This is a genomic window from Sphingomonas sp. T1 (assembly GCF_902506585.1).
Taxonomy (GTDB): domain Bacteria; phylum Pseudomonadota; class Alphaproteobacteria; order Sphingomonadales; family Sphingomonadaceae; genus Sphingomonas; species Sphingomonas aerolata.
The window spans coordinates 3,186,963-3,210,243 of record NZ_LR733875.1; the positions used below are offsets into that span (position 1 = coordinate 3,186,963).

General features: G+C 64.8%; 16 protein-coding genes and 1 tRNA gene. 8 read left to right on the forward strand and 9 right to left on the reverse strand.

Features of this window, described 5'->3' with window-relative positions; all coding sequences use genetic code 11:
* Positions 1-78: 78 nt before the first annotated feature.
* On the reverse strand, positions 79-702 hold the full coding sequence (locus tag GV027_RS14520) for a DNA-3-methyladenine glycosylase family protein (protein WP_159512301.1): 624 nt from the start codon (positions 700-702) through the stop codon (positions 79-81).
* A 72-nt stretch (positions 703-774) separates the two neighbouring features.
* Here GV027_RS14520 and GV027_RS14525 point away from each other — a divergent pair, with 72 nt between their 5' ends.
* On the forward strand, positions 775-1,092 hold the full coding sequence (locus GV027_RS14525) for a 2Fe-2S iron-sulfur cluster-binding protein (protein WP_031396278.1): 318 nt from the start codon (positions 775-777) through the stop codon (positions 1,090-1,092).
* 114 nt (positions 1,093-1,206) lie between these two features.
* On the opposite strand, the gene rlmB is transcribed toward GV027_RS14525, so the two are convergent.
* On the reverse strand, positions 1,207-1,953 hold the full coding sequence (rlmB, locus tag GV027_RS14530) for a 23S rRNA (guanosine(2251)-2'-O)-methyltransferase RlmB (protein WP_031396279.1): 747 nt from the start codon (positions 1,951-1,953) through the stop codon (positions 1,207-1,209).
* Between the two features lie 21 nt (positions 1,954-1,974).
* Complete coding sequence (locus GV027_RS14535; protein WP_159512302.1) at positions 1,975-3,624, reverse strand: M20/M25/M40 family metallo-hydrolase; 1,650 nt, start codon at positions 3,622-3,624, stop codon at positions 1,975-1,977.
* Between the two features lie 126 nt (positions 3,625-3,750).
* Here GV027_RS14535 and GV027_RS14540 point away from each other — a divergent pair.
* The 3 genes from GV027_RS14540 (at position 3,751) to GV027_RS14550 (ending at position 5,971) form a co-directional block, all read left to right on the forward strand.
* Positions 3,751-3,837: transfer RNA gene (locus GV027_RS14540), tRNA-Tyr, on the forward strand.
* Positions 3,838-3,996: 159 nt separating this feature from the next.
* Positions 3,997-5,262 carry a tyrosine-type recombinase/integrase gene (locus GV027_RS14545; protein ID WP_159512303.1) on the forward strand — a complete coding sequence of 422 codons (1,266 nt, stop codon included), beginning with the start codon at positions 3,997-3,999 and terminating at the stop codon, positions 5,260-5,262.
* A 19-nt stretch (positions 5,263-5,281) separates the two neighbouring features.
* Positions 5,282-5,971 carry a replication protein A gene (locus GV027_RS14550; protein WP_159512304.1) on the forward strand — a complete coding sequence of 230 codons (690 nt, stop codon included), beginning with the start codon at positions 5,282-5,284 and terminating at the stop codon, positions 5,969-5,971.
* Positions 5,972-6,305: 334 nt separating this feature from the next.
* Here GV027_RS14550 and GV027_RS14555 read toward each other — a convergent pair whose 3' ends face one another.
* The 3 genes from GV027_RS14555 to GV027_RS14565 form a co-directional block, all read right to left on the reverse strand.
* Entirely contained in the window at positions 6,306-6,767 is a 462-nt protein-coding gene (locus GV027_RS14555; protein WP_159512305.1) for a hypothetical protein, read from the reverse strand.
* Between the two features lie 602 nt (positions 6,768-7,369).
* Complete coding sequence (locus tag GV027_RS14560; RefSeq protein ID WP_159512306.1) at positions 7,370-10,822, reverse strand: glycosyl hydrolase 2 galactose-binding domain-containing protein; 3,453 nt, start codon at positions 10,820-10,822, stop codon at positions 7,370-7,372.
* 67 nt (positions 10,823-10,889) lie between these two features.
* Positions 10,890-12,044, reverse strand: coding sequence for an ROK family protein (locus GV027_RS14565; RefSeq protein WP_236559241.1), 1,155 nt, complete (start codon positions 12,042-12,044; stop codon positions 10,890-10,892).
* A 67-nt stretch (positions 12,045-12,111) separates the two neighbouring features.
* Here GV027_RS14565 and GV027_RS14570 point away from each other — a divergent pair, with 67 nt between their 5' ends.
* The gene (locus GV027_RS14570) at positions 12,112-15,291 is read left to right on the forward strand and encodes a TonB-dependent receptor (protein WP_236559242.1); all 3,180 of its coding nucleotides are present in this window, start codon (positions 12,112-12,114) and stop codon (positions 15,289-15,291) included.
* An 86-nt stretch (positions 15,292-15,377) separates the two neighbouring features.
* Complete coding sequence (locus tag GV027_RS14575; protein WP_159512309.1) at positions 15,378-16,970, forward strand: tryptophan halogenase family protein; 1,593 nt, start codon at positions 15,378-15,380, stop codon at positions 16,968-16,970.
* Here the strand turns inward: GV027_RS14575 and GV027_RS14580 are convergent.
* From GV027_RS14580 to GV027_RS14590, 3 genes are all read right to left on the reverse strand, one after another.
* Positions 16,967-18,442 (reverse strand): carboxylesterase/lipase family protein, encoded by a 1,476-nt coding sequence (locus GV027_RS14580; protein WP_159512310.1) that lies wholly within the window; start codon positions 18,440-18,442, stop codon positions 16,967-16,969. The genes GV027_RS14575 and GV027_RS14580 overlap by 4 nt on opposite strands.
* Complete coding sequence (locus GV027_RS14585) at positions 18,439-19,188, reverse strand: SGNH/GDSL hydrolase family protein (RefSeq protein ID WP_159512311.1); 750 nt, start codon at positions 19,186-19,188, stop codon at positions 18,439-18,441. Before GV027_RS14585 ends, GV027_RS14580 begins: the two co-directional genes overlap by 4 nt.
* 566 nt (positions 19,189-19,754) lie before the next feature.
* On the reverse strand, positions 19,755-19,991 hold the full coding sequence (locus GV027_RS14590) for a DUF3253 domain-containing protein (RefSeq protein WP_159512312.1): 237 nt from the start codon (positions 19,989-19,991) through the stop codon (positions 19,755-19,757).
* Between the two features lie 971 nt (positions 19,992-20,962).
* On the opposite strand from GV027_RS14590, the gene GV027_RS14595 reads away from it, so the two are divergent.
* Positions 20,963-22,357 (forward strand): DUF4139 domain-containing protein, encoded by a 1,395-nt coding sequence (locus GV027_RS14595; RefSeq protein ID WP_236559348.1) that lies wholly within the window; start codon positions 20,963-20,965, stop codon positions 22,355-22,357.
* On the forward strand, positions 22,357-23,281 hold a 925-nt coding region (locus GV027_RS14600), incomplete at its 3' end, for a DUF4139 domain-containing protein (protein ID WP_443029540.1). The genes GV027_RS14595 and GV027_RS14600, both read left to right, overlap by 1 nt.

Here is a 23,281-nt window from a genome sequence, read left to right on the forward strand (position 1 = left end):
GCTTTTCTTGCTTTCGTCAGGATGACGGGAGGGGGCGAGTGGGGTCTCGCGGGCATGGCCTCGCTTAAGCGGCCGCGCTCAGATCACCTTCATGTCGGCCTGGTAATGGTGCCAGAGGAAGATCGCTGCCGCGCCGCGGTGCGGGCGCCAGGCTTCGGCGAGTTCGCGGGTCAGCTTCTCGCTCGGGCGGGCGTCGTGGCCGAGGATGCGGCCGATCTCGATCTGGACCGCGAGGTCGCCCGCGGGCCAGATGTCGGTGCGGCCCTCGGCGAACAGCAGGTAGATTTCCGCCGACCAGCGGCCGATTCCCTTGACCCGGATGAGGGCAGCAATCGCCTCCTCGTCGTCGGCGGGCAGGTTCGTCAGGTCGAGCCGGCCGCTCGTCACCTCGTCGGCGAGGCTGCGGGCGTAGCCGAGTTTCTGCCGCGACAGCCCCGCGCTGCGCAGCGTCTCGTCGCTGGCGGCGGCGATGTTGGCGGGGTCCGCGGCACCACCGACGAGCGCGTCGAGCTTGTTCCAGACCGATTGCGCGGAGGCGACGCTGACCTGCTGGCCGAGGATGGTGCGGAGCAGCGTAGCAAAGCCGCGCTCGCTGATCCGCGGGGCAGGGTGGCCCTTGTTCGCGACCGCCACCGCGAAGGCGGGTTCAATCGCACACAGCGCGGTCATGGCAGCCTGCAACTGGGCGGCGTTCAGGCCCATGACGCGAACCTTGCAGCTTGATCGGGGCGGCGGCGCGCGGCATGGACCGCGCACGGTTTTTCGGAGGACAGCATGCCCAAGCTTATCGTCGTGACGCGGGACGGGGAAGAACGCGAGCTCATGGGCGAAACGGGTCTTTCGGTCATGGAAGTGATCCGCGACGCCGGGATCGACGAGATCCTCGCCCTGTGCGGCGGCTGCTGCTCCTGCGCCACCTGCCACGTTCATGTCGACCCGGAATTTGCGGCCAAACTCAAGCCGATGAGCGAGGACGAGAACGACCTGCTCGATTCAACGAGCGACCGCGACGACTATTCGCGGCTGTCGTGCCAGATCGACATGACCGATGCGCTTGACGGGCTGAAGGTCCGGATCGCCGCCGAGGATTGATCCGGTCCCTTGGGACGGGCGGTTGGGGCGGGGGTTTCGAACCCCACGCCCCTCACCCTTCCCACCGCTGCGCGGCGGGGCCCTTCCCTCTCCCCCGGGGGGAGAGGGCGATAGTTAGCGCGTCGTCACCGCATAGAGTGCGATCGCGGCGGCGTTCGAGACGTTGAGGCTCTCGACCTTTTCCGAGATGGGGAGCTTGGCGAGCTCGTCGCAGTGATCCTCGGTGTTCTTGCGCATGCCTTCGCCCTCGGCACCGAGCACGATCGCGATGCGCTGCGTCCCCATCGCGTCGGACAGCGTCTGTGTCGCATGGCCGGTGAGGCCGATCCGCCAGAACCCGGCTGCGGCGATTTCCTCGAGTGCGCGAGCGAGATTGACCACGCGGATCCACGGCACCGTCTCGAGCGCACCCGACGCGGCGCGGGCGATCGTGCCCGATTCGGGCGGTGCGTTGCGGTCGGGGGTGACGATGCCGAGCGCATCGAACGCCGCAGCCGAGCGCAGTATCGCGCCGACATTGTGCGGATCGGTCACGCCGTCGAGGATGACGAGCGGACGGTTGTCGTCCTTGCCATGCTCGAGCAGGTCGGCGAGCCACATGTCCTCGAGCGGCTCGACCTCGATCACCACGCCCTGATGCGGGGCGTCGCCCGGCACCAGTCGCGCGAGATCGGTGGCCTCGGCGAAGGTCACCGGCACGGCCGCGGGTAGATCGAACCCGGCCAGCGCCTCGCGCGTGCCCATGATCTTGCGCACCGTGCGTTCGGGATTGGCGAGCGCTGCGCCCACCGCATGCTTGCCCCAGAAGCGCGGACGCCCCGCGGGGGCCTTGCTCGGCCGGTGGCCCTTGCGTGCTGCCATCAGAGCGCTCCCGTCATCATATCAGTCATCGTCATCGCTATATCCATAAGGGTCGGTCACCACCGGCTTGGTCGGCAGTGGCGTGCGTGGCAGCGCCTTGTCCGCATTCGCCGCGCTGAGCAACACCGATGCGAGCACGATCGACGCCTGGCGCATGTCCTCGGCCTTCAGGTGATCGAAGGTGTCGGCCGACGTATGATGGATCCGGCTGCCATAATCGAGCGGATCCTGGATGAACTGGAACCCCGGCACGCCGACCTGTTGCAGGAAGACGTGATCAGTGCCGCCGGTCGGCCGCAGGACGACGTTCGACGCGCCCATTGACGCGAACGGGCTGAGCCAGTCGCGAAAGATCGGCACGACCGCGGGGTTGGTCTCCGCATAGAGCCCGCGCAATTTGCCCGAGCCATTGTCGATGTTGAAATAGGCAGCGAGGTCGGCATGACCCGGCAGCGGGGTAATCGGCCATTTCTGTGAAAAGCCGTAATAGCTCTGCATGCCCGTCTGCGGCGGGTCGTTGGGACTGCCGCGTGTCGCCAGGTGGCGGGTGACATAGGCCATCGAACCGAGAATGCCCTGCTCCTCGCCCGACCAGAGCGCGAACCGGATCGTCCGCTTCGGGCGGACGCCGGTTGCGGCCAGGATCCGTGCGGCCTCCATGATCATCGCCGAGCCCGCCGCATTGTCCGCGGCACCGTCCGCAGCGACCCAGCTGTCGAGATGCGCGCCCGCCATGACATAGCCGGCCTTCGGATCGGTCCCGGGAATGTCGGCGATGATGTTGTACGCCTGCGCATCGCTGTCGTCGAAGCGGACGTCGCTGACGATCTCGAGCGTCGGGGCGGGGCCCGCCTTGGCGAGCCGCGCGAGGCGTCGGTAATCCTCCGCGGCGATCTGTACGCCCGGCAGTGCGGGCGTGTCGCCGACACCGAACAGATAGCCTTCGCCGCTGACCAGCTTGCCGTCGTGATAGGCCATCGTCGCGGTCGCGACCGCGCCTTCGCTTTTCAGGAACGCATCGAGTTTCTTCGAGAAATCGAGCCGCTTCATCCGGCGGTCGGCGGCATCGGGGTCGTAATTCGGCTGCTGGAACCGGTCGAGCCTCGCGATATCCTCGCCGCTCAGCCGCTTGAAGGCGGGCTCGGCAGGTTCGTCACCGGTGCCGGGCCGCGTGAGCATCACGATCTTGCCGCTGAGCTTGCCGCGCCATTTCGCGAAGTCGCGCTCGCGCGCCATCGGTGCGACGATCACGGGCGCGCTGAGTGCGGTACCGTTCGTGCCGGGGGTCCAGGCAATGGGAATCGCGGTCAGTTGCACCACCCGCGGGGTCGTCATCCGCACGCTCGACCGTTCGATCGACCAGCCGCGACCGAAGGCGAACCCTTCCTTGTGAACATTCGTGAGGCCCCAGTCGGCGAAGCGGCGCTGAGTCCACGCCTCCGCCGTACGCATCGACGGCGAATTCGTGAGCCGCGGGCCGATGACGTCGGTCAGATGCTGGACGGTCACCATGACCTGGCTGTGATTGGTCCCTTCGTCGATGATGCGGTTGACCATGGGTTGATCAGGCTTTGCGGTGCCGCCACGCTCCCTGGCGGCCGCGGGGCTGAGCGCGATGATCGTTACGGTTGCGGCGAAAATGGCAAGTCGGCACGGACGCGATTGGTGCATGAAGGTCCCCCTGGGCAATTTTTTATGCATGAAAGGCTATGCGGGGGCGGAAGTTGGCGCAACCCGCGTTGACAGCACCGACAAGCTTCGCCATTGAGCCGCCTCGCTCGAGAGAGTGGCCCCTTTGGACAGGTGGCCGAGTGGTTAAAGGCAGCAGACTGTAAATCTGCCCGGGTTTCCCGTACGCTGGTTCGAATCCAGCCCTGTCCACCATCCTTTTATTTCATGTAATCCCATTCGGTCTCTTCGGAGACCGAACAGGCCCTGCCTGGGGCTTGTTCGTTGTGTCAGTGCGTTCCAAAGCGTGTCTATGGAACGCGAGCGATTCAGGGGCACTTTGGGGGCACGGTTTGAAGCCCTTGGGGGCACCGGATGCTGACCGATACGGCCTGCAAAAGGGCGAAGGCCTCAGAGAAGCCGTACAAGCTGGCCGATTCACAGGGGCTGCATCTCTACGTGACGCCGACCGGCTACAAGAGCTGGCGCTGGAAGTATCGTTTTGCAGGGAAGGAGAAACGCCTAGTTTTTGGCGCCTATCCAGAGCTTACTCTCGCAGAGGCGCGGGGGATGCGCGAGGATGCCGCCCGGCAGGTGCGCGCCGGCATCGACCCATCGGTGGAAAAGCGTCAGCGATTTGCGGCGCATCTGGCGCGGGCCGGCAGTACCTTCGAAACGGTTGCGAACGACTGGTATGCGAGCCAGGAACGGACATGGTCTCCGCGGTACGCGAAGATTGTTCGCCGCAGTCTCGACAAGGACGTCTTCCCGAAGCTGGGCAACTTGCCGATCGATTCGATCACGACGCCGCTCGTTTTGCAGGTGCTGCGCCCAATCGAGCAGCGTGGGGCAATCGAGACGGCTCATCGCGTGCGCCAGCGGATTTCGGAAATCTTTGCGCGAGCTATAGCGAGCGGCATCGCCACCAACGACCCTGCAACTGTGGCAGCCAGAGCGCTGTCGAAGGTCAAGAAGGGCAAGTTTCCCGCTGTGCGGACGGTAGACGCTGCACGGACGGTACTGCGCACGGTAGAAGCCCAGCCAGGACACCCGTTGACCAAGCTGGCGTCTCGTCTGCTGGCGCTCACGGCAGTGCGTTCGGGCGTGCTCAGGATGGCGGAGCCGAAGGAGTTCGAGGAACTCGACGGCGACAATCCGATCTGGCGCATACCGGCCGCCAAGATGAAGCTCGTGCTCGAGCGCAAGGAAGACGCAACGTTCGAGTTTATCGTGCCACTGGCGCGGCAATCGGTCGCTTTGGTCAAGCTGGCGATGGAGTTCACCGGTGCGCATCAGCCGCTAATCTTCCGGAGCGTGCGTCATCCGCGCAAGCCCATCAGCGACAGCACAGTCAGCAAGGCATACCGCGAGGCCGGCTTTTCGGGGCTGCACGTACCTCACGGATGGCGGTCGACATACTCGACCATCATGAACGAGCTGGCGGCGGTGGAGAATCGTGTTGGCGATCGACCGATCATCGATCTGATGCTTGCGCACGTGCCGGAGGGAGTGGAGGCGGCATACAATCGCGCCGCGTATATGCCTCGACGCCGCGAGTTGGCGCAGGAGTGGGCCGATATGTTGGTTCAGGGGCTCGTCCCTGCGGAAGCGCTTTTAACGGGGCTGCGGCAACACGCCTGATCTCGAAAGGAGCCGCGGCATGACCGCGCGCTCCTTCAACGAGGTGACCACGGGAATTCGCGACCGGGCTCGTTCGGGTTCGCCGGTTCGTCGCAACAGCCGGAACGCTGGCGGCGCAGAGGTCTCCCTCTGGCGCACGCACAACATGTTTCCCAAGACGGAGCATAACGCACGCATGCGCGCGGCCGAGGCGTTCGATCACGAGACCAAGCTGCCAGGCAAGCGCAATGGCGCCCTCGGCGCGGTCGGGCTCGAGGTTCTGCGCTGTCTGCTTCGCCTGCGCGGCCGCAAGGACGGCCGGCTTGACCCTACGTATCAGTGGATCGCTGACCGGATACATCGCTCGCGTAGCGCCGTCGGAGAGGCACTGGAACGCCTGAAGGCGTGCGGCTTCCTGGACTGGATACGTCGGTGCGTACCGATCGAGGACGCACTGCCTGACGAGCAGCAAAGCGAGCAGATCTCGAATGCCTTCATCCTGCTGCAGCCGCCAACGGTGCGAGAGTGCGTCCGCCGCTTGCTGCGCCGGCCGAGCGAATTCGTCCGCGCCGTTGCTGAGAAGCTGGCGCGGCAGAAAAAGCTCGACACGGCGACGGTCGACGACGTGATCGCCGAGGTTCAGAGCCCAGAGCTTCGGGCTATCCTCGCCCGCGTCCGTGCTTTCGTCGATAGTGCAAATCCGCCGAGCGGTCACACAGAGGCCCTGTAAGATCTAAATATAGAAGGAACGCCTACGGCGTGGGCAATTTGAAGCTCCACAGGTCCCCGAGGCCTCGAACCCAACTGGTTCAGCGTCCAGCGACCGCGGGTGAGCGTGCCGGCTTGCGCCGACCCGTGCATCCTGGGGAGGATGCGTGACTTCGGGGCCGGATGCATATTAGCGCTAGGCACATGCCAAGGCGGCGATGCCCTGATCACGGCGCCACATGAACGTCCGGGATGGAGAGAAAGGCGGACGAACCACTCAAGGAAAGGTCGATAGCGATAGCCGACGTGCCGCAGCACACTATTTCCCGAAAACGATCCGGTTTCCAGAATGACGTTCAGCTTAACGTGGCGAGGCGGCGGGCGCGTTCGATATCCTTGGGCCGGCCAAACTTTGCGAGCATGGTTTCCATTTCCGCCCGCTCAGGAATGAAGACCATGGTGCCGTCTAGCTCAACCGCCTGCCGGGTTGTCGGGCGAACCGGCACCCACGCCGTGCCCGAGTAGCGGCGGAAATCCGCCATGAATTCAACCGGCAGTGCTGTCTCCGTCCACCTGCCGAAAATGCTGGAGCGGAATAAAGCGTGCGCAGATCCTCTGCGAAGCTCAATGCCGATCGTCGGAAAGATACGCCGTGCATCAGCGACGCTCAACAGCACGTCCACGTCTCCAACACTATCTGGATCAGCCCCGTGGAGCGCGACCGCTGCGCTGCCCATGATCCACCACGGATCAGTCGCCCCATCCATAATGGAGCCAATCGCTGTCAGCGATGTGGCAAGGTCTGGGCTGATACTCATCTGCCTCAAAAGCACCTGGTGTTTTAGCGAGCGTCGTTACCTTGGCGGACTGTAACGTTTTTCGCCGCCCGACAAGGTAGCAGTTATTGCGCTTCCGACGGACCGAGTGCCGGCTTTCCGTCCTGAATCTGCATCAGGACCGTCGCGGCGGTAAACGGCTTCGAGATCGATGCGTAGGTGCATCAATCTGCATCAGGGGAGGATCTCTAAAAGGGGCCCAGAAACCCGCATTCTCCCAAGGCTCGCATCATAATTCGAGTTGCATCAAAAGAGACGCAGAAAGCTCGCGGGCGAGGCGGGGGTTCTTGCGCTGGATTTGGGTGGGGGACACGGGCCGACGCAATCTGGTGGAAAGCAGCCTGTCTGCTTTCGGCCGGCGATCGGCATAAACGGACGTTCGTTCAAAAGAAGGGGCGGGGGGCCGAGTGGCGCTCCTTGGTGGAAAGCCGGCAGTTCGCATTAGGTGGCACTTTTAGCGTAAAACGCCGGTTGTTCAGGTGTGCCCCGTCGCCCTTCAAGGCGTCCCGTTCCGGACGTAGTTCCGATCATCAGGGGCGGCGACGCAGTCGCGCCCCATAATGACCTGCGTACGATCAAACGGGCTATCGTCCGATTGGACGCGTCATTTCTGGGAGGTTCCAGCCTCGTAACGTCACCGCCGCCGGCGCCGCGCCGACCGTCTTTGGATAGCGGATTTCGATGCGCCGGGTCTCACCGGGCAGGAGCGCGACATAATTGTCGTTGTAGAATGCCGGCAGGATGCGCTTTCCCGCCGTATCGACCAGCGTCAGCTTCGCATTGAGCGCGGGCACTTTGGTGTCATTGGTGAGCGTCACGGCCACCATCATGTCGTCACCGACCGATATCGGGGCGGCAACCGAACTGCTCAGGGTAACGCTCTGCAGGCTGTTGAGCATCTGATAGGCAGCCTCGTCCTTGCCGCGCCAGTAGAAATTCTCCGCAACCGTCTTGCCGGACTGATCGGTCATGTCGAGCTTGACCAGAAGCATCGGGTGCGATGCGAACAGGCGGTCGAGCGGCACGGCGGCAAGCGGGGTTGCCGCATTCGCCTTTGCATCGAGACGATCCTCGCGGCTGAACAGTTCGGCATTGTCGAGCCCGACGACCCGCGTGCGTACGAGAAGGCCGGGGCGTGGCTCGCGGGTGGTATTGAGTACGACCAGTTCGTTGCCCGGCAAGTTCAGCTGAACGTGGAGCGGCTCCGCGGCCTTTTTCGCCCCGTAATATGCCGCATGAGTATCATAGTCCCAGCTGTAGATCTGCCATGCGTTCGACGGCCAGGCCGGGTGGGTCATCCACAGGAGCCGACCGGAGTTCTTGGTCCAGAGATGGCCCAGAAACCCTTCATACATCGCCTTGTGCGTCTCGAGATTCATCATCTGTGCTTTCCGCTCGAAATCGGCGAAGCTCGTCGCAGGCCCGAACATCGTCGCCAGCGTCGTCATGAACGTCTTGGTGTCGCCGTTCCCGGCAAAGTGCCAGTCGTGATAGGCCAGCGTGTCGCTGAGCGGCCAGGTCTCGCTATCGGGCATGGTGGCGCGGACGGATTCAAGCGTCGAGAGCGACGGCGTTCCCGTTTCGACTGAGAAGCCGCTGGCCAGATCGGTGAAATAGCCCACCGGTGGCCGGTAGTTGTACGGCCCCGATCCCTGCAGATTGACGACGTTCGAGCTGCCCGTGAACCAGCGCGTGCCATCCTCGCGCGCGATGAGATCGTCGAGCCCTTCGTTCAGCGTGGGATAGGGCACGCCTTCGTTGCGGCCGAACCACAGGATGATCGACGGGTGATTGCGATAGCGCCGCACGACGTCGTCCGCATTCTTGAGGAAGAGCTCTGGGTCCTGCGGCTCGACCTGGAAATTCTGCGTTGATTGCCAGAAATCGTTGAGCACCATCATGCCGGTCTCGTCGGCGAGGTCGAAAAACTCGGCTTCGGTGTTATTACCCATCCAGTTGCGGATGACGTTCATGTGCGCCTCCTTCTGGAGACGGAAATAGGGTGCCAGCCGGTCCCGGCCGACGCGTTTCATCGCATCGTCCATGCCCCAGTTGCCGCCGCGCGCCGCGATCTGCACGCCGTTCACGCGGATGGTCAAATGCGGCTCGGGCATCGTCTCCTCGACAGGCGTCACCGCCGGTGAGGTTTGGCCGGCGACGGTCAGCGACTCGGTCCACCCGTTCGGCGACTGCTTGATCGCTTCGTGACGGACGTCGATAAGACGTTCGCCGCGCAGGCTGCCATCGGTGAACTGCAGATTGACCCGCCGGAGCGCGCCCGCGGTATCGAACAGCGACAGGTCGTAGCTCACCTCACGGATCCCGAACCGGTCGGTACGCGTGTCCGACAGCCGGCCATCAGCCAGCGCCTCGAGCGACAATTGGTACAGCGCCTGCTCGCCATAGCCGTTCGGCCACCAGAGTTTCGGATTTGCGACGCGCAGCTGGGCGAAGTCCTTGGGCGAGAAGGCGACCTTCGTCTCGCCGGGCGATACGGTCACCGTCTTCTCGACATGCACATCGCCAAACGCCGCGCGAACGGTGACGCTGCGCGGCGTGGTGCCGTCGTTGCGAACGGGGACGGTGATGTAAACATCGGCACGGTCGGTCCGTGGCAGCGGCAGGTCGGTGACGACCTGTGGGTCGAGCAGGCGGACGTCGCCATGCGCCAGCAGTTCGACCGGACGCCACAGCCCGGTGTTGCGGTCGCGGATGCCGGGAATCCAGTCCCACCCTTCGGTGGCGACGAAGGTCGGACCGTCGATGGCGAGCTGCCCGCCATTCTCGCCGACGCCGGCGCTGATCGACTGTTCGTGCGGAATGCCGGGATGGGGCGGCGGCGACACGCGCACCGCGACGACATTGTCACCGGCGACGGGGATGAGATCGAATTGGCCGCGGATGAATGCGCCGCGTGTGCTGCCGAGCTTGCGGCCGTTTGCCCAGACGTCCGCGGCATAGTTGATGCCGCCGAAGACGAGCGTAAGCCGCTTTCCGGCGGCTTCGGGCGGGACTGTGAAGCTGGTGCGGTACCAGTAATCCTGCCGGGCGAGGCTTTCGGGAATCTTGAGGTTATTCAACCCGTAATAGGGGTCGGGATAGACTCCGCGATCGACCAGCGTGGTCAGCACGGTGCCCGGCACGGTTGCGGCACGCCAGGTGCCGCTGGGCACGCCCGGACGTGACAGCGTCGCACCATCGTCGCGCACGTCCGGCGCGGCGGCGAGCTGCCAGCCGTTCACCAGCCAGCGGCCGTCGCGTGCCGGCGCCAACCCCGTTGGCGGCAAGGGCATATTTAAGACCGGCGGCGTGGTGGCGTCGCCGCGTGCCTTTGGCAGCGTCCACGGATCCTGTTGCTGCGTCAAACCGATATTGGCTTGTTTCTGGAGCGGCCAGCCGACGCCGACCTGCCAGAACTGGACGAGCGCGAAGTCTGGCTGCGCGCGGGCTTCGTCGGCCAGTGCCGCGGCGCTCCGCGCGCGCGCGTCGAACGTCGCGTTGGCCAGCGATCCGCCGAAATGCTGCTTCGCGCGGCCGGTGCCGGTAACGGGTGCCAGTGCCAGACGGGGCGTGACGGCGACCGAGCGGCCGGCGCGCGACGCGACCGGCCGGCCGTCGACATAGAGCGTCAGCGTGCGACCGTCCGACACGGCGGCGACATGCGTCCAGCGACCGGCGGCGAGCATGCTTCCGCCGGTGACGCGGACGCTGCCGTCGGCGCCGGTGACGCGGCCATCGACGAGCGAGAGACAGCGGCAGGCCCCCAGCGGACCGCCGACGGCCAGCAGGGTGCCGGTCATGCGCGTTGCACCGGGCCGGACCCAGGTCGACAGTGTCCAGGGCGCATCGGCGGCGACCCCTGCCTGCGCGCCGGTCAGGTCGCGCTCGACGCCGATCCCGCCGGCGAGGATGTCGACGTTATAGGGGCCGGCGTTGCCGATCGCTGCTGGCGCGTCGGCTGGCGTGGTTTGCGCTGCGACCGCGCCCGACAGGGCCGTTCCTAGCAGTAACAGGGTGGTGAGTGTCGCCAGTCGCATGAATAGTCCCTCCTGAGGTGCCGGCTTGGCAGTGCTGCCGGTCAGTTTTGAGCCGCGGTATGCCGGGTCAGTGACCGACCTGCGGATCTTTTGTCCACAATCTTGCGGCACCGCGAACGCCGGAGGCGTCGCCCCAGCGTGCGGGCACGATACGGCCGTCCCACAGGTCGGAAAATGTGTGGTGGCGCACGACATCGGGCAGGCCGGCGTAGATTTCGGTGACGTTCGACATGCCGCCGCCAAGGACGATCACCTCGGGGTCGAGCAGGTTGACGACGAGCGCGAGCACACGCCCGAGGCGATCGACATAGGCACTTAGCGCGGCGCGGGCCGCGGGGTCGCCGGAGCGCGCCGCGGCAACGATGTCGGGCGCGCTGAGCGCCAGCCCGTGTTCGGTGGCCGCGGCCCGCGCAAAGCCGGTACCCGAAACCCAGCTCTCGATGCAGCCCGACAGCCCGCACCAGCATGTCGGAGCATCGGCCTCGCGTCCGCCGGGCCAGGGCAGGGGCAGATGGCCGATCTCGCCAGCGATCCCGTGTGCACCATCAATCGCGGCGCCTGACAGCACGACGCCACCACCAACTCCGGTACCGATCACCAGCGCAAAGACGCTCTGCGCACCCGCAGCGGCACCATCGATCGCCTCCGACAGAGCCAGGCAATTGGCATCGTTGACGAGCCGTACGGGGCGACCGAGCGCCCGGGCGAGGTCCTCGCGAAAGGGGCGGCCATTGAGATAGGTAGAGTTGCTGTTGCGCATGATCCCGGTTCGCGGTGACGGCGAGCCTGGTGCACCGATCCCGACCGTGCAGCGCGCGCCCCCGGCGTCGTCCGCCGCGGCGACCAAGTTCGATATCGCGGTCAGCGCGCTGTCGTAGCTGCCGGGATTGGGAATGCGTTGCCGCCACGCAGCCGCGCTGTTTTTCGAGAGCAACACGGCTTCGATCTTCGTACCGCCGAAATCGATACCGAGCGCCGGCGCGGCATCTTCGCATACCAGCCCGCCGATGTTGGCAATGGTACCACTCTCCCCCACGATATCCTCCCCCAAGCTCGTGACCGCTACACGGCCATCCTGATCGACAATGCCAGTTCGAAAAATAAACGCAAATTGATTATCCAATTGACGGCGGTTTGCGGCGCGGTAGAACACGGGTGCCAAGACAACGGTAAGTTGCGGCTGGCACGTGGGAGAGGGGTAGGGCGCCGCGGCGCCGATCAACTTCATTCTCGCAGGCTAAAGCGTTCGCCAATCGCTGGCGGTGTTGATTGTGAGGGAGAGGGTCGGAATGTTGCGCGCAAAATCCAAGAACATGTTGATGGTCGCCGCGTCGGTGACGGCGTTGGTCAGCAGCAGTACTGCGCTCGCGCAGCAAACATCGACGACGCAGGGGGTGTTGCAAAGCGCGCCCACAGATCAGGCTGCATCACCGTCCGCGGCTGCGGCCGATCAGGCGAGCGAAACGCAAACCCCGACCACCCCGACGAGTGATGCCGCCGCAGAAAGCGAGGACATCGTCGTTACCGGCATTCGCGGCGCGCAGCGGCGTGCGGTCAACCTGAAGCGCGATGCCGCGTCGGTCACCGATTCGATCTCCGCCGAAGACATCGGCAAGCTGCCCGACGTGACCATCTCGGATTCGCTCCAGCGTATCCCTGGCGTGCAGATCCGCCGCGACGCGGGTGAGGGGGCCGCAATCAACATTCGCGGCCTGCCACAGGTGACGACGCTGCTCAACGGCGAGGCCTATCTCGGCGCGCAATCGATCACGACGATCCAACCGAATTTCAACGACATCCCGTCGCAGCTGTTCGCCGGCGCCGACGTCATCAAGTCGAGCACGGCGGACCTGCTCAACGCGGGCATCACCGGCACCGTCAACCTGCGTACGCGCCGTCCGTTCGACCTGAAGAAGGGCTTCACCTTCGCGGCTGCCGCCGAGGGCGCGTACGGCGACAAGACCAAGGAATTCGATCCAAACCTGAACGGCTTGTTCGGCTTCCGTGGTGAGAAGGTCGGCTTCCTCGTGTCCGGGGCCTATTCGAACCTGCATCTGTCGAACTCGCACAACGGCATCCAGGAAGGCTATGGCGCAGCGCTCCACAACGAGCAGTTCAACACCGCCGCCAACCCGACTGGCGACGTCAACCTGAGCAGCGGCTTTTCGCCCGCCAATCGTCCCAAGGGCACGATCGTAGGTACCGGCCGCGACGTGAACGGCGATGGTGACTCGAACGACGCGTTCATCGTCCCACAGGGTTTCACCGCCTGGGACAAGGTGAACCAGCGCGAGCGGATCGGTATCAATGCTTCGGCGCAGTGGGAGATCAGCGATGCGCTGACCTTGAACGCCGACGCGTTCTTCACCCGCCAGAGCGAGAACGACCGGACTGCCGGGATCCAGATGCAGAACGTGAACTGGCAGGCGGCCGAATTCGTCCCGGGGCAGTCGCGTAACACGGGTTCGGTTGTTTCGCTCAGCAACGGCGGCGTGACTCGCGACTATGACCTGAACACCACACAAGTCTATAATTACGATCTCGGCAACTTCGACTCGTACGCGCAGAATGATCGCTTCAAGTCGCAGTCGCAGAACTACAATGTCGAACTCAAGTACGACAATGGCGGTCGCTTCAAGGCAAGCCTGCGCGGTATCTACGGCAAGGCCTATTCGAATTACGACCAGAGCTATCTGCAGTTCAGCCCGTCCAACGGCGCGCAGTGGCAGCCGGGCGGGATCGGTCATTATCCGACGGGAGACGTCGCGTTCAATCCCGGCGGCTATGTCGTTAACACCCTGGCAGGCGCGGCGTCGCTACCAGCGACGGTCGATTTCACCGGCAACCAGCCCGTGTTCACGCTGCCATCGCAGCTGACGAACGCGCTTGGCAATATCGACAGCTACACGATGAAGACGACCTCGTCGGAGGGCAATTACCGGCGCAAGGGCGACCTCAAGCTGATCCGCGGTGACGTCTCCTACGAGGCGAACGACAATGTCAGCCTGGCCCTGGGTGGCCGGTATAGCGAGCGCACGGTCGACGATTTCGAATTCGATCGCGCGGCACCGCTCTATGCCGGGCAGGCGTCGCAGGCGGGTGGCTGCCTGGTCAAATGGAAGGCATTCGACGTCCCCCTGAACGATGCTTCGTGCCGTGCCGGTACGGGCACATTCGGGACCGCCAGCTTCGCTCCCTACACCGCAGGGCAGGTCCGCAAGGCGAGCGATCCGATCTTCAACGGGCAGGTCAAGCAGTACAACCTGCCGGGCGCTGGCCTGCCGCCGATCTACGTGCTGGATCCCAAGGTAATGGACAACGCGCTGGCGTTCCAGAACAGCTTTTATCCCGGCAACGTGGAAGTGCAGAACCCCGGCGCGTCGTTCAACGTCGGCGTGAAGCAGATCTCGGGCTACGCGCAGCTCAACGTCAAGGGCGACGTATTCGGCATCCCGGTGTCCGGCAATGCGGGCCTCAAGGTCATCAACACCAAGCTCGACATCACGCAGTTCGTCACCGGTTCGCCACAGCCCTATGGCCTGGCCAATCTGAGCAACGGCACCGTCGAGACCAAGCGCAGCTTCACCGACTTCCTGCCCGCCTTCAATCTCGCGTTCAACCTCGCCGAGAATGTGAAGCTGCGGCTTGCCTATTCGAAGACGATGACGTTGCTCGACCTCAATCAATGGGGCGGCGGCCTTAACCCGACCTATGCGATCGACACGAGCAACCCCGGTTCGCCCGTGTTCCGCGTCACCGGCGGCAGTTCCAACGGCAACCCGCAGCTCGATCCGTGGCGCGCCACCAACGTCGAGGGATCGCTCGAATATTATATCGGCGCGAGCAGCCTGATCAGCGTCGGTGCCTTCTACATCGACGTTGCGAGCTTCATCCAGTCGGGCAACATCGTCCGCACCGACCTGCCCGACAATGACGGCGTCGTTCGCAACCGAACGGTCTCGATCAGCACGCCGGTGCAGGGCGATGGCGGGACGCTGAAGGGCGTCGAGGCAGGCTGGAAACAGTCGTTCAGCGACCTAGGCTTCATGCCGTCGATCCTGACCAACTTCGGTATCGACGCGAACATTACCTATTCGCCGTCCGACTCCGGGGCGGTCGATCTGAAGGGCGATGCGATCCCGTTTCAGGATAATTCGAAGATTCAGACCAATCTGGCAGGCTTCTACCAGGACGATCATTTCCAGGCGCGTGTCGCGTGGAATTATCGCTCCAAGCGCGCGGTGCAGCAGAATTTCGGCGGTATCCAGGGTCTCGAACTCTATCAGCAACCAACCAACTATGTTGATGCGTCGATCAGCTACGACTTCACGCCGAACCTGACGCTGTATGCGCAAGGGTCGAACCTGACCGGAGAATACGAGAAATACTATCTGACCTTCCCGGATGAGAAGGCCTACAACAACATTTACGAGCGCCGGTTCATGGCGGGTGCACGCTTCAAGTTCTGAGGCGTAATGTGTGACGCAGATGCCCGCCGGCTTTCATCGGGGTGGCGGGCACCTGTACGCCGGACAGCGTTGACGGGGAGTTGGTCATGACGGGCAGAACACCGGGTCCGGCATCCGCCCGCGGGCCGCTGCGCTCGATCGTCATCGTCGGGGGCGGCACGGCGGGGTGGATGGCGGCAACGTTGCTCGCCCGGCGGCTCGACCGCCAGCCGGTCAAGATCACGGTCATCGACTCCAGCGCGATCGGCACGGTCGGCGTCGGCGAGGCGACCGTGCCGGGCATCCGCGATTTCTTCCGCGAAATCGGCGTCACCGAGCAGGAGGTGATGGCGGCGACGCAGGGCACGGTCAAACTCGGCATCGAGTTCGTCGACTGGAAGCGCGAAGGCGAGCGCTTCTTCCACCCGTTTGGCCTGTACGGCATGCGATCGCGCGGCGTGGCGTTCCATCATTACTGGCGCAAGATGAACGCTGCCGGTCACGCTTCGCCGCTGGCCGATTTCTGTCTCGCGACCGCGCTGGCGAAGCGCAACCTGTTCATGCCGCCGACCGACCGGCCGGTTCACGATCTGCTGTTTTTCGACTGGGCGGTGCACTTCGATGCCGGGCTATTCGCACGGTTCCTGGCGCAGAAGGCGATCGCATGGGGCGTCGAACACATCGATGCCACTATCACCGATGTGCGCGTCGACGGTCGCACGGGGTTCATCAGCGGGGTGGACACCAGTTGTGGCAAGGCGATCGACGGCGATCTGTTCATCGACTGCTCGGGGTTCCGGTCGCTGCTGCTCGGCGGCGCCCTGGGCGTGCCGTATGAAGACTGGACGAACCTGCTGCCGTGCGACCGGGCAGTGGCGATGCCGTGCACGCGATCGGGGCCGCTGACCCCGTATACACGCAGCACCGCGCTCGAAGCCGGTTGGCAGTGGCGCATCCCGCTCCAGCACCGCGTCGGCAACGGGTATGTCTATTCGAGCCGTCACATCTCTGACGACGAGGCGGTCGCTACGCTGAAGGGGAGGCTCGAGGGCGAAGCGCTAGGTGAGCCAAACATGATCCGCTTTCGCACTGGGCGGCGTACGGCCTTCTGGCAGGGGAACTGTGTCGCACTTGGTCTCGCCGCGGGCTTCATGGAACCGCTCGAATCGACCAGCATCACGCTGATACAGACGGGTATCGAAAAGCTTCTCGCCCTGCTGCCCGATCGCGGATTCGATCCCGCGCTGGCGGAGGAATATAATCGCACGACCGGATTGGAATATGAGCGGATCCGCGATTTCCTGCTGCTCCATTATTTTGCCAATGTCAGGCGTGGAGAGCCGATGTGGGATCGCTGCCGCGACACGGCGCTTCCCGAGGCGCTGGCGCACAAGCTCCGGTTGTTCAAGGCGCGCGGCCATCTGGTCCGGTATGAGTGGGAATCGTTCCAGGATCCGAGCTGGCTGTCGATGTATGCAGGCTTCGGGATCGACGCGGCCGCGCATGATCCCGGTGCCGACCATTTCTCGATTCCGGCCCTGGAATCGGCGTTTGCCCGCATGAAGGAGTCGATTGCACAGGCAGTAGCGCTCGCGCAGCCGCACGACGCGTTCCTCGGCCTGTCGGCGCGCCATCCGGCGCGCGCGCAGGCTGCCGAGCCCGGCGGCGCTCCCGATCGCCTGATGATGCCGGCGCGTTAGGGAATGTCGCGCAGCGTGCAGATTGGCCCGCGCAGGTCTCGCCGCGCAGCCGGGCCGGTCTGTTCGAACGCCATGTAAGCGCGCGTGTCGGCCGAATAGCGCGCCCATAGGGGCAACCCGCCGCTGTTGGGATTGCCGGTTCTGACGAAGTTGACCCAATAGCGTTGCAGCGGCGGCTGGCCGGGTTGCGGCGGGTTGAACACATAGCCGATCTCGCTTGCATGGCTGACCGTGCGGCCAGTCGGCGCGTAGTCGAACTGATACTGCCACACCGGTACGCCTGCGCGTGCGAATGCCCTCGAGACGGCGATCGTCGGACAGCGAAAGGTCACGTCATCGGCGATCTGCGTGGTGACGTCACCCAGGCGCGGGTCGTCGACAGGTATGCCGCCGCGCTGGAGCCCGTAGAGATCGAGCGCCCGGTCGGCGCCGGCACCGAATTCGCGTCGAACCGTCGCCTCCGCCGCCGCGCGACCGCCATGTAGGGGCAGTTCCTTCGCGTTGACGCCGATGACGAGCGGCGTCCGTGCGAACCGGCCGCTCGCCAGCAGCTTGGCGGGCGTGTCGGTCAGGACGCGACCGTCGATTACCGCCTGCAACCAGATGAAGCTGTCATCGTCCAGATCGGGAACATCGACTGCGTCTTGCGCCTCCAGGATTTTGTCGACGGACAGGTTGCGGAGCTGGGCGGTCGGGGCCGTATCCGGCAGTCCGGCGGCCCTTATGAGACGTTCACCCAGGCGTTCGTTCTGCGCGAGCGTGCGCGGCGCGACGCCGAAACCGGGCGTTCCGCTTTCTTGGATCGCCTGCGCGAACAATCCGCGCGAAGCCGGGGCCAGCTGGTGTAGCGCGACGTCCTGCGCGCCGGCGGATTCCCCCGCAATCGTGACGCGCTTTGGATCGCCCCCGAAGCGCGCGATGTTGCGCTGGACCCAGGCGAGCGCCGCCTGCTGGTCCATCAGCGCGTAATTGCCCGAACGCCCGCCCTGTTCACGGCTGAGGGCGGGATGCGACAGGAAGCCGAGCGCGCCGAGGCGGTACTGGATGCTGACCAGCACGATGCCTGCTTCGGTGATCCGCGATTCGACGGTGCCGCCGCCGGCGCCCGCGCGATTGCCACCGCCGTGGATCCATACCAGCACCGGCAGCGCCGCGGTCGCGCTCGACGTCGGCGTGCGTACGTCGAGGAACAGGCAATCCTCCGAGCTATGGATCGCCGCGTCCCGGTTCCAGTCGCCATAGACGGGTTGCGGACAGGCCGCATGGGGCGCGATTGCCTCGACAGGTTCAGTCCAACGCGTCGGCCGTTCGGGCGCGCGCCACCGCAGCGGTCCGTTCGGCGGTTTGGCGAAGCGGATGCCGCGGAACACCGCACCGCCGTTCGCAAGCGCCTCGCCGCGGACCGGACCATCGTCGGCGCGCACCACCGGGCCGGCGGTGACGGCTGCGAGCGCCAGCGCGAGAACGATCACCGGGCGAGCGCCTTCGGGGCAGGCTTGGCGAGCGAGGCGCGGATCGCCGCTTCGGCAACCGGTCCCATGACGGCATATCCCGCCTTGTTCGGATGGACGCCGTCATAGGTCAGGCTCGCACGGAACCCCTTGCCGTCGTGTAGCGCCGTCCAGTAATCGGCATAGGTAGCGCCGGTCTGCGCAGCATATCCCTTCAACCAGCTATTCATCGCCACGATCTTGTCGGCGGTTTCCAGGCCGGGCCGCCACGGAAAATTTGCGGCGGGCGGGATCGAGGCGAGGATCACACGGATCCCGTGCGCGCGCGCGAGTTCCGCCATCGTCATGATATTAGCCTTCGACTGGTCGGGCGTCATCGGCCCGGTATTACCGGCGATGTCGTTGGTGCCGGCCATGATCTGTACGACTGCGGGTTTCAGATCGATCACGTCCTGGCGAAAGCGCAACACCATCTGCGGCGTTGTCTGCCCGCCGATCCCGCGTCCGATGCGGTTGTTGTCGGTAAAGAAGGTAGGGGCCATGTCGAACCAGCCCTGCGTGATTGAATCGCCGATGAAGACGACGCGTGGGCCCGCCATGCCGGCAGGCAAGGCCGTATTGGCCTCCGTGTAGCGGCCGAGCCATGCCCAATCGGTATGCAACCGCTCCTCCGCTTGGCGCGCGGCGCTGGCCTTCACATCATCCGTCTTCGCGATTGTCGGTGCGGCCACTGCTGCCAGAGACAAGCTGAGTAAGATCGTGTTCATATTGCGTTCCGGAATTCTCGCAGCGCTATCGCATAATGAGACGGCAAAGCTAAATTTTGTGCGACCGGCCAACTATGGGTTGTGGTGCCTTATCCTCACACTGATCCAGGGCAGCGTGGGTTTCGCAGAGCGTGGGGCCACGACGGTCTCCAACTTGTTGCCTGCAATCTGGCAGCACGCTTGGGGCGGCGGTGCTGGTCATTGAGCTCAATGACAGCCTAGCACGCTGACCCGCTGGGCCGCTGCAACAGATTCAGTAGATACTCGTAGGGCAGGGGTCGGCGGCAAGCACAGTGGCGAAGTGGGCAGGGCTAGCGCGCGGCCTGCACCTGACGTTCTAAGGCGTCCTGATAATCGTAGGCGTCACGCTCGCGCTCTCCGTGTTCGTGCCGCAAGCGACCAAGGAGCACAGCGTGCCAACCTAAACCGATGTCTGTTTGCGGGCCGCGGAAGGAGCGGCTTGAAAGTCTGCCCGTGGGTCGCCGCAGCCGCAGCTCCTGAATATGACGTTGTTGAGCTGACTTCCGATACTGGAATGGGCAAAATATGCGAATTAAGCCCTAGCTTCAATCGCCGCCAAGATTGCGGATCCTGTACGGTCCTGAGCGCTTTGCAAGCGGCTGTCCCTTCCAGCTGAGCCGTACCAGCCCGTTGCTCACTAGCTCGTCTATCGCTTCATGGACTGCAGGCATTGCGCTACGCCAATCCTGTGCAATTGAACGGGCCACTTCGCTTGGGCATATCGTCGCCCCCGGTGCGCGGCGCTCGAGCAGGGAAAGTGTGGCTGCCTTCGGATCCGTCATTCAGACTGCGTCGACCGCGCGCTCCGGCTGGTCAAGGTGCTATTGGCATTCGGTGCCTTCCTCGGGCAGCTTATCCGTGCAGAACGTGGCAGGATGGTCGTGAGAAACTCGCGGCAAGCGGAAATACCTCTGGTCGACGGATTCGACGAAGAACCGGATATTACCGACTGCGCGCGCCGATGTGATCTCGGGTCCGTTCTGGAACGACCTCCGCGCGGCAGCTGCAACGATGGGTGTGTGGAGCTTCTATCGCAAAGAGCGGATGGGACCCCGGAGCGAGCTTGGCCAAGATCTCCGCCTGCGGGTGCAGGCTGGGTTAGTCGTCTCGGCGCAGTCCGGCGATCGTTCGCCGTCAAGAAGGACATCTCGGCGGAACTGCGCGGCCAGTTCAAGCGGAACTGGTCAAACCGGGCCGACAAAAAGCATTCTTGCCTATACTTTGGGCCGAGCATCACTTTCGGGACGAGGTTCTAGCCCATCGGATGCAGCCGGCATGGTCGACGAGGGCCCCATTGGAACGCCTGCTCGGCTAGCCTGTCGCGGCGGGCGCGTCGGCTAGAATACGAAGCTAAACGAACGTCGCCTCTTCGGGCGAAGGTAGGACGGTCTGAGCGTCGCCTTATGGGTCTTTGCGGATTCGGTGGGAAGGCGTCGCCGAGCTCGGCGTCTACCGGATCGATATCTTGTTCGGGCGTTCCAAGGATTGGCGGCGTATCGGCACCCGCTACGACCAGTAACCGACGGACTTGCTCTCCGCCGTCGCTCTCGCGGACACCGTCATTTTGGCTATGATCAACGTCTCATAACCTTAATGGCGCAGCGCACCGATCAGAGCGAACAAGCGCCGTTGTTTGGGTCAGAAAATCAGACGCACAATGTCGCGTTGCCCTTCTGATGCGGTCTCGCCATTATAGCAAGGACCGGGGGAGAGTGACGTGCGCAAAAGCATCTCGAGAGCGTGTGGTTTGGTGATGCTGCTCGGGTCGATTTCGGCAGCCGCTCAGCAATTGCCGCCCCCTGCTGATTCCCCGACCGCCGGAACGGCGCAAGGCGACGTGTCGGTCACCATCTACACCAACGACGTCGCCCTGGTGCAGGACATCCGTCCGCTGAACCTGGCGAGCGGGCGGGTTCGCCAGAATTTCCCCGACGTGAGCGCAGCGATCCGACCGGAAACGGTGTCGCTGACCGTGCCCGATGCCGCGATCGTCGAGCAGAATTTCGACTATGATCTGCTCAGCCCGTCGAGCCTGATGGAGAAAGCGATCGGCGAGACCATCACGCTGGTGCGGACCAATCCGGCCACCGGCGCGGAAACCCGCGATCGCGCGAAAGTGCTGGCGGTGAACGGCGGCGTGGTCATCGAAGTGAACGGTCATGTCGAGGTACTGCGCGACGACGGCCTGCCGGTGCGCGCGGTGTTCGACCGGGTGCCCGACGCGCTGCGGGCGCGCCCGACGCTGTCGGTGACACTGACCAGCACGCGCGGAGGAACCCGCCCGGCGACGCTGTCCTACCTGAGCCGCGGGCTCGGCTGGAGCGCCGATTATGTCGCGCTGTTCGACGACAAGAGCGGCACGGTCGATATCCAGGGCTGGGTAACGCTGAAGAATAGCAGCGGGACGACGTTCGCCAACGCCAAAACGCTGCTGGTCGCCGGCGAGGTCGGCAGCGCCGACGATGACGGCAGCGGCGGCTATGCGCCGCGTCCGCGCCGCCGAACGACGACACGCCCCGGCACCGAGAGCGCCGCGCGCGAGCAGCTCGGCGACTTCTACCTCTATCCGCTGGCCGAACGCACCACGATCGCCGACAAGCAAATTAAGCAGGTCAGCTTCCTCGATGCCAAGGGCGTGGCGGCGGGCGCCGGCTATCGGTTCGAGAATGGCTGGCTCGGCAGTTCGGACGAACCACGCAGCGCGCACTCGGTGCTGCGGTTCAGTAACTCGGGTGCAGCAGGCTTGGGCGATGCGCTGCCGGCGGGGGTGGTCCGGGTCTATGTCCGCGATGCACGCGGGCAGCCGCAGTTCACCGGCGAAAACCGGATCGAGCATACCCCGCAAGGGTCGACCATCGCGCTTCCCACCGGCGACGCGTTCGACGTGAAGGTGCAGCCCGTCACCGTGTCGCGCACGCGGCAGGGCGACAGCCGCTGGCGCACGGCGATGCAGTACAAGCTGACTAACGCCCGCGCCCGTCCGGTCACGGTCGAGCTCATCCAGGGCGGGCTCGACTGGGGCGACGTCCGGGTCGTGGAGGACAGCGCAAAGGGTGAACGTCGCACCGCCGGCACGCTGGCGTGGCAGGTATCCGTGCCGGCCAATGGCAGCACCACGGTGACGGCGACCTTCGACACGCGCTACTGATGCGCCATCTGCTGCTCCTGACGGTCGCGCTGCTGGCGGGCAAGGCGGAGGCGCAGACGACCGTCACCTCGTCCGCGCCGGACCGCGTCTCGCTCACGGTGTACCGGGCACCTTATGGCCGCGGGGCGATGACCCTCCAGTATCTCGGTGGCTTTGCATTGGTAACGGAGACGCGTCGCGTCCGGCTGCCGCGCGGACCGGCGGTTCTGCGGTTCGAGGGCGTGGCGCAAGGGATCGTGCCGGTCAGCGCAGTCATCGACGGCCTGCCCGGCGGCACGATCGAGAAGAATCGCGACGCCCGCCTGTTGTCGCCGGCCTCGCTTGTCGACGGTACGCTGGGTCGTGACGTGACGCTGACCCGAACGGACAGGGCGACCGGACGACCGACCAGCGAGCCCGCGACCATTGTCGCCGGCCCGGCACCGGGCGTCATCCTCCGCACGGCGACGGGGATCGAGGCTTTACGCTGTTCGGGTCTCGCGGAGCGGCTGGCGTTCGCCAGCGTCCCAGGCGGCCTGTCGAGCAAGCCGGTGCTGAGCGTAACGACCATCAGCCCGGCGGCGCGCACGGTCACGGTGCGTCTGTCCTATCTCGCGTCCGGGTTCGACTGGCGGGCGAGCTACGTCGCTGCGCTCGCCGCCAACGGGCGAACGGTCGACCTGTTTGCCTGGCTGACCCTCGCCAACAGCAACCCGGAAGTGTTCCCGAAGGCCGAGGTGCAGGCCGTCGCGGGCCGGCTCAACCGGGTGGCGTTGCCCGCGGTTCCGGCGGCGGCGGGCGGGCTGCGGCTGGTCTGCTATCCGCTCGGCACGACGACGTCGGATCTGCCCGAAACGGAGTTTGAGCCTGCCGACGAGATAGTGGTGACGGCGTCGCGCGCGATGGCGCCCCCCCCGCCGCCGATGATGGCGCCCCCGGCACCAC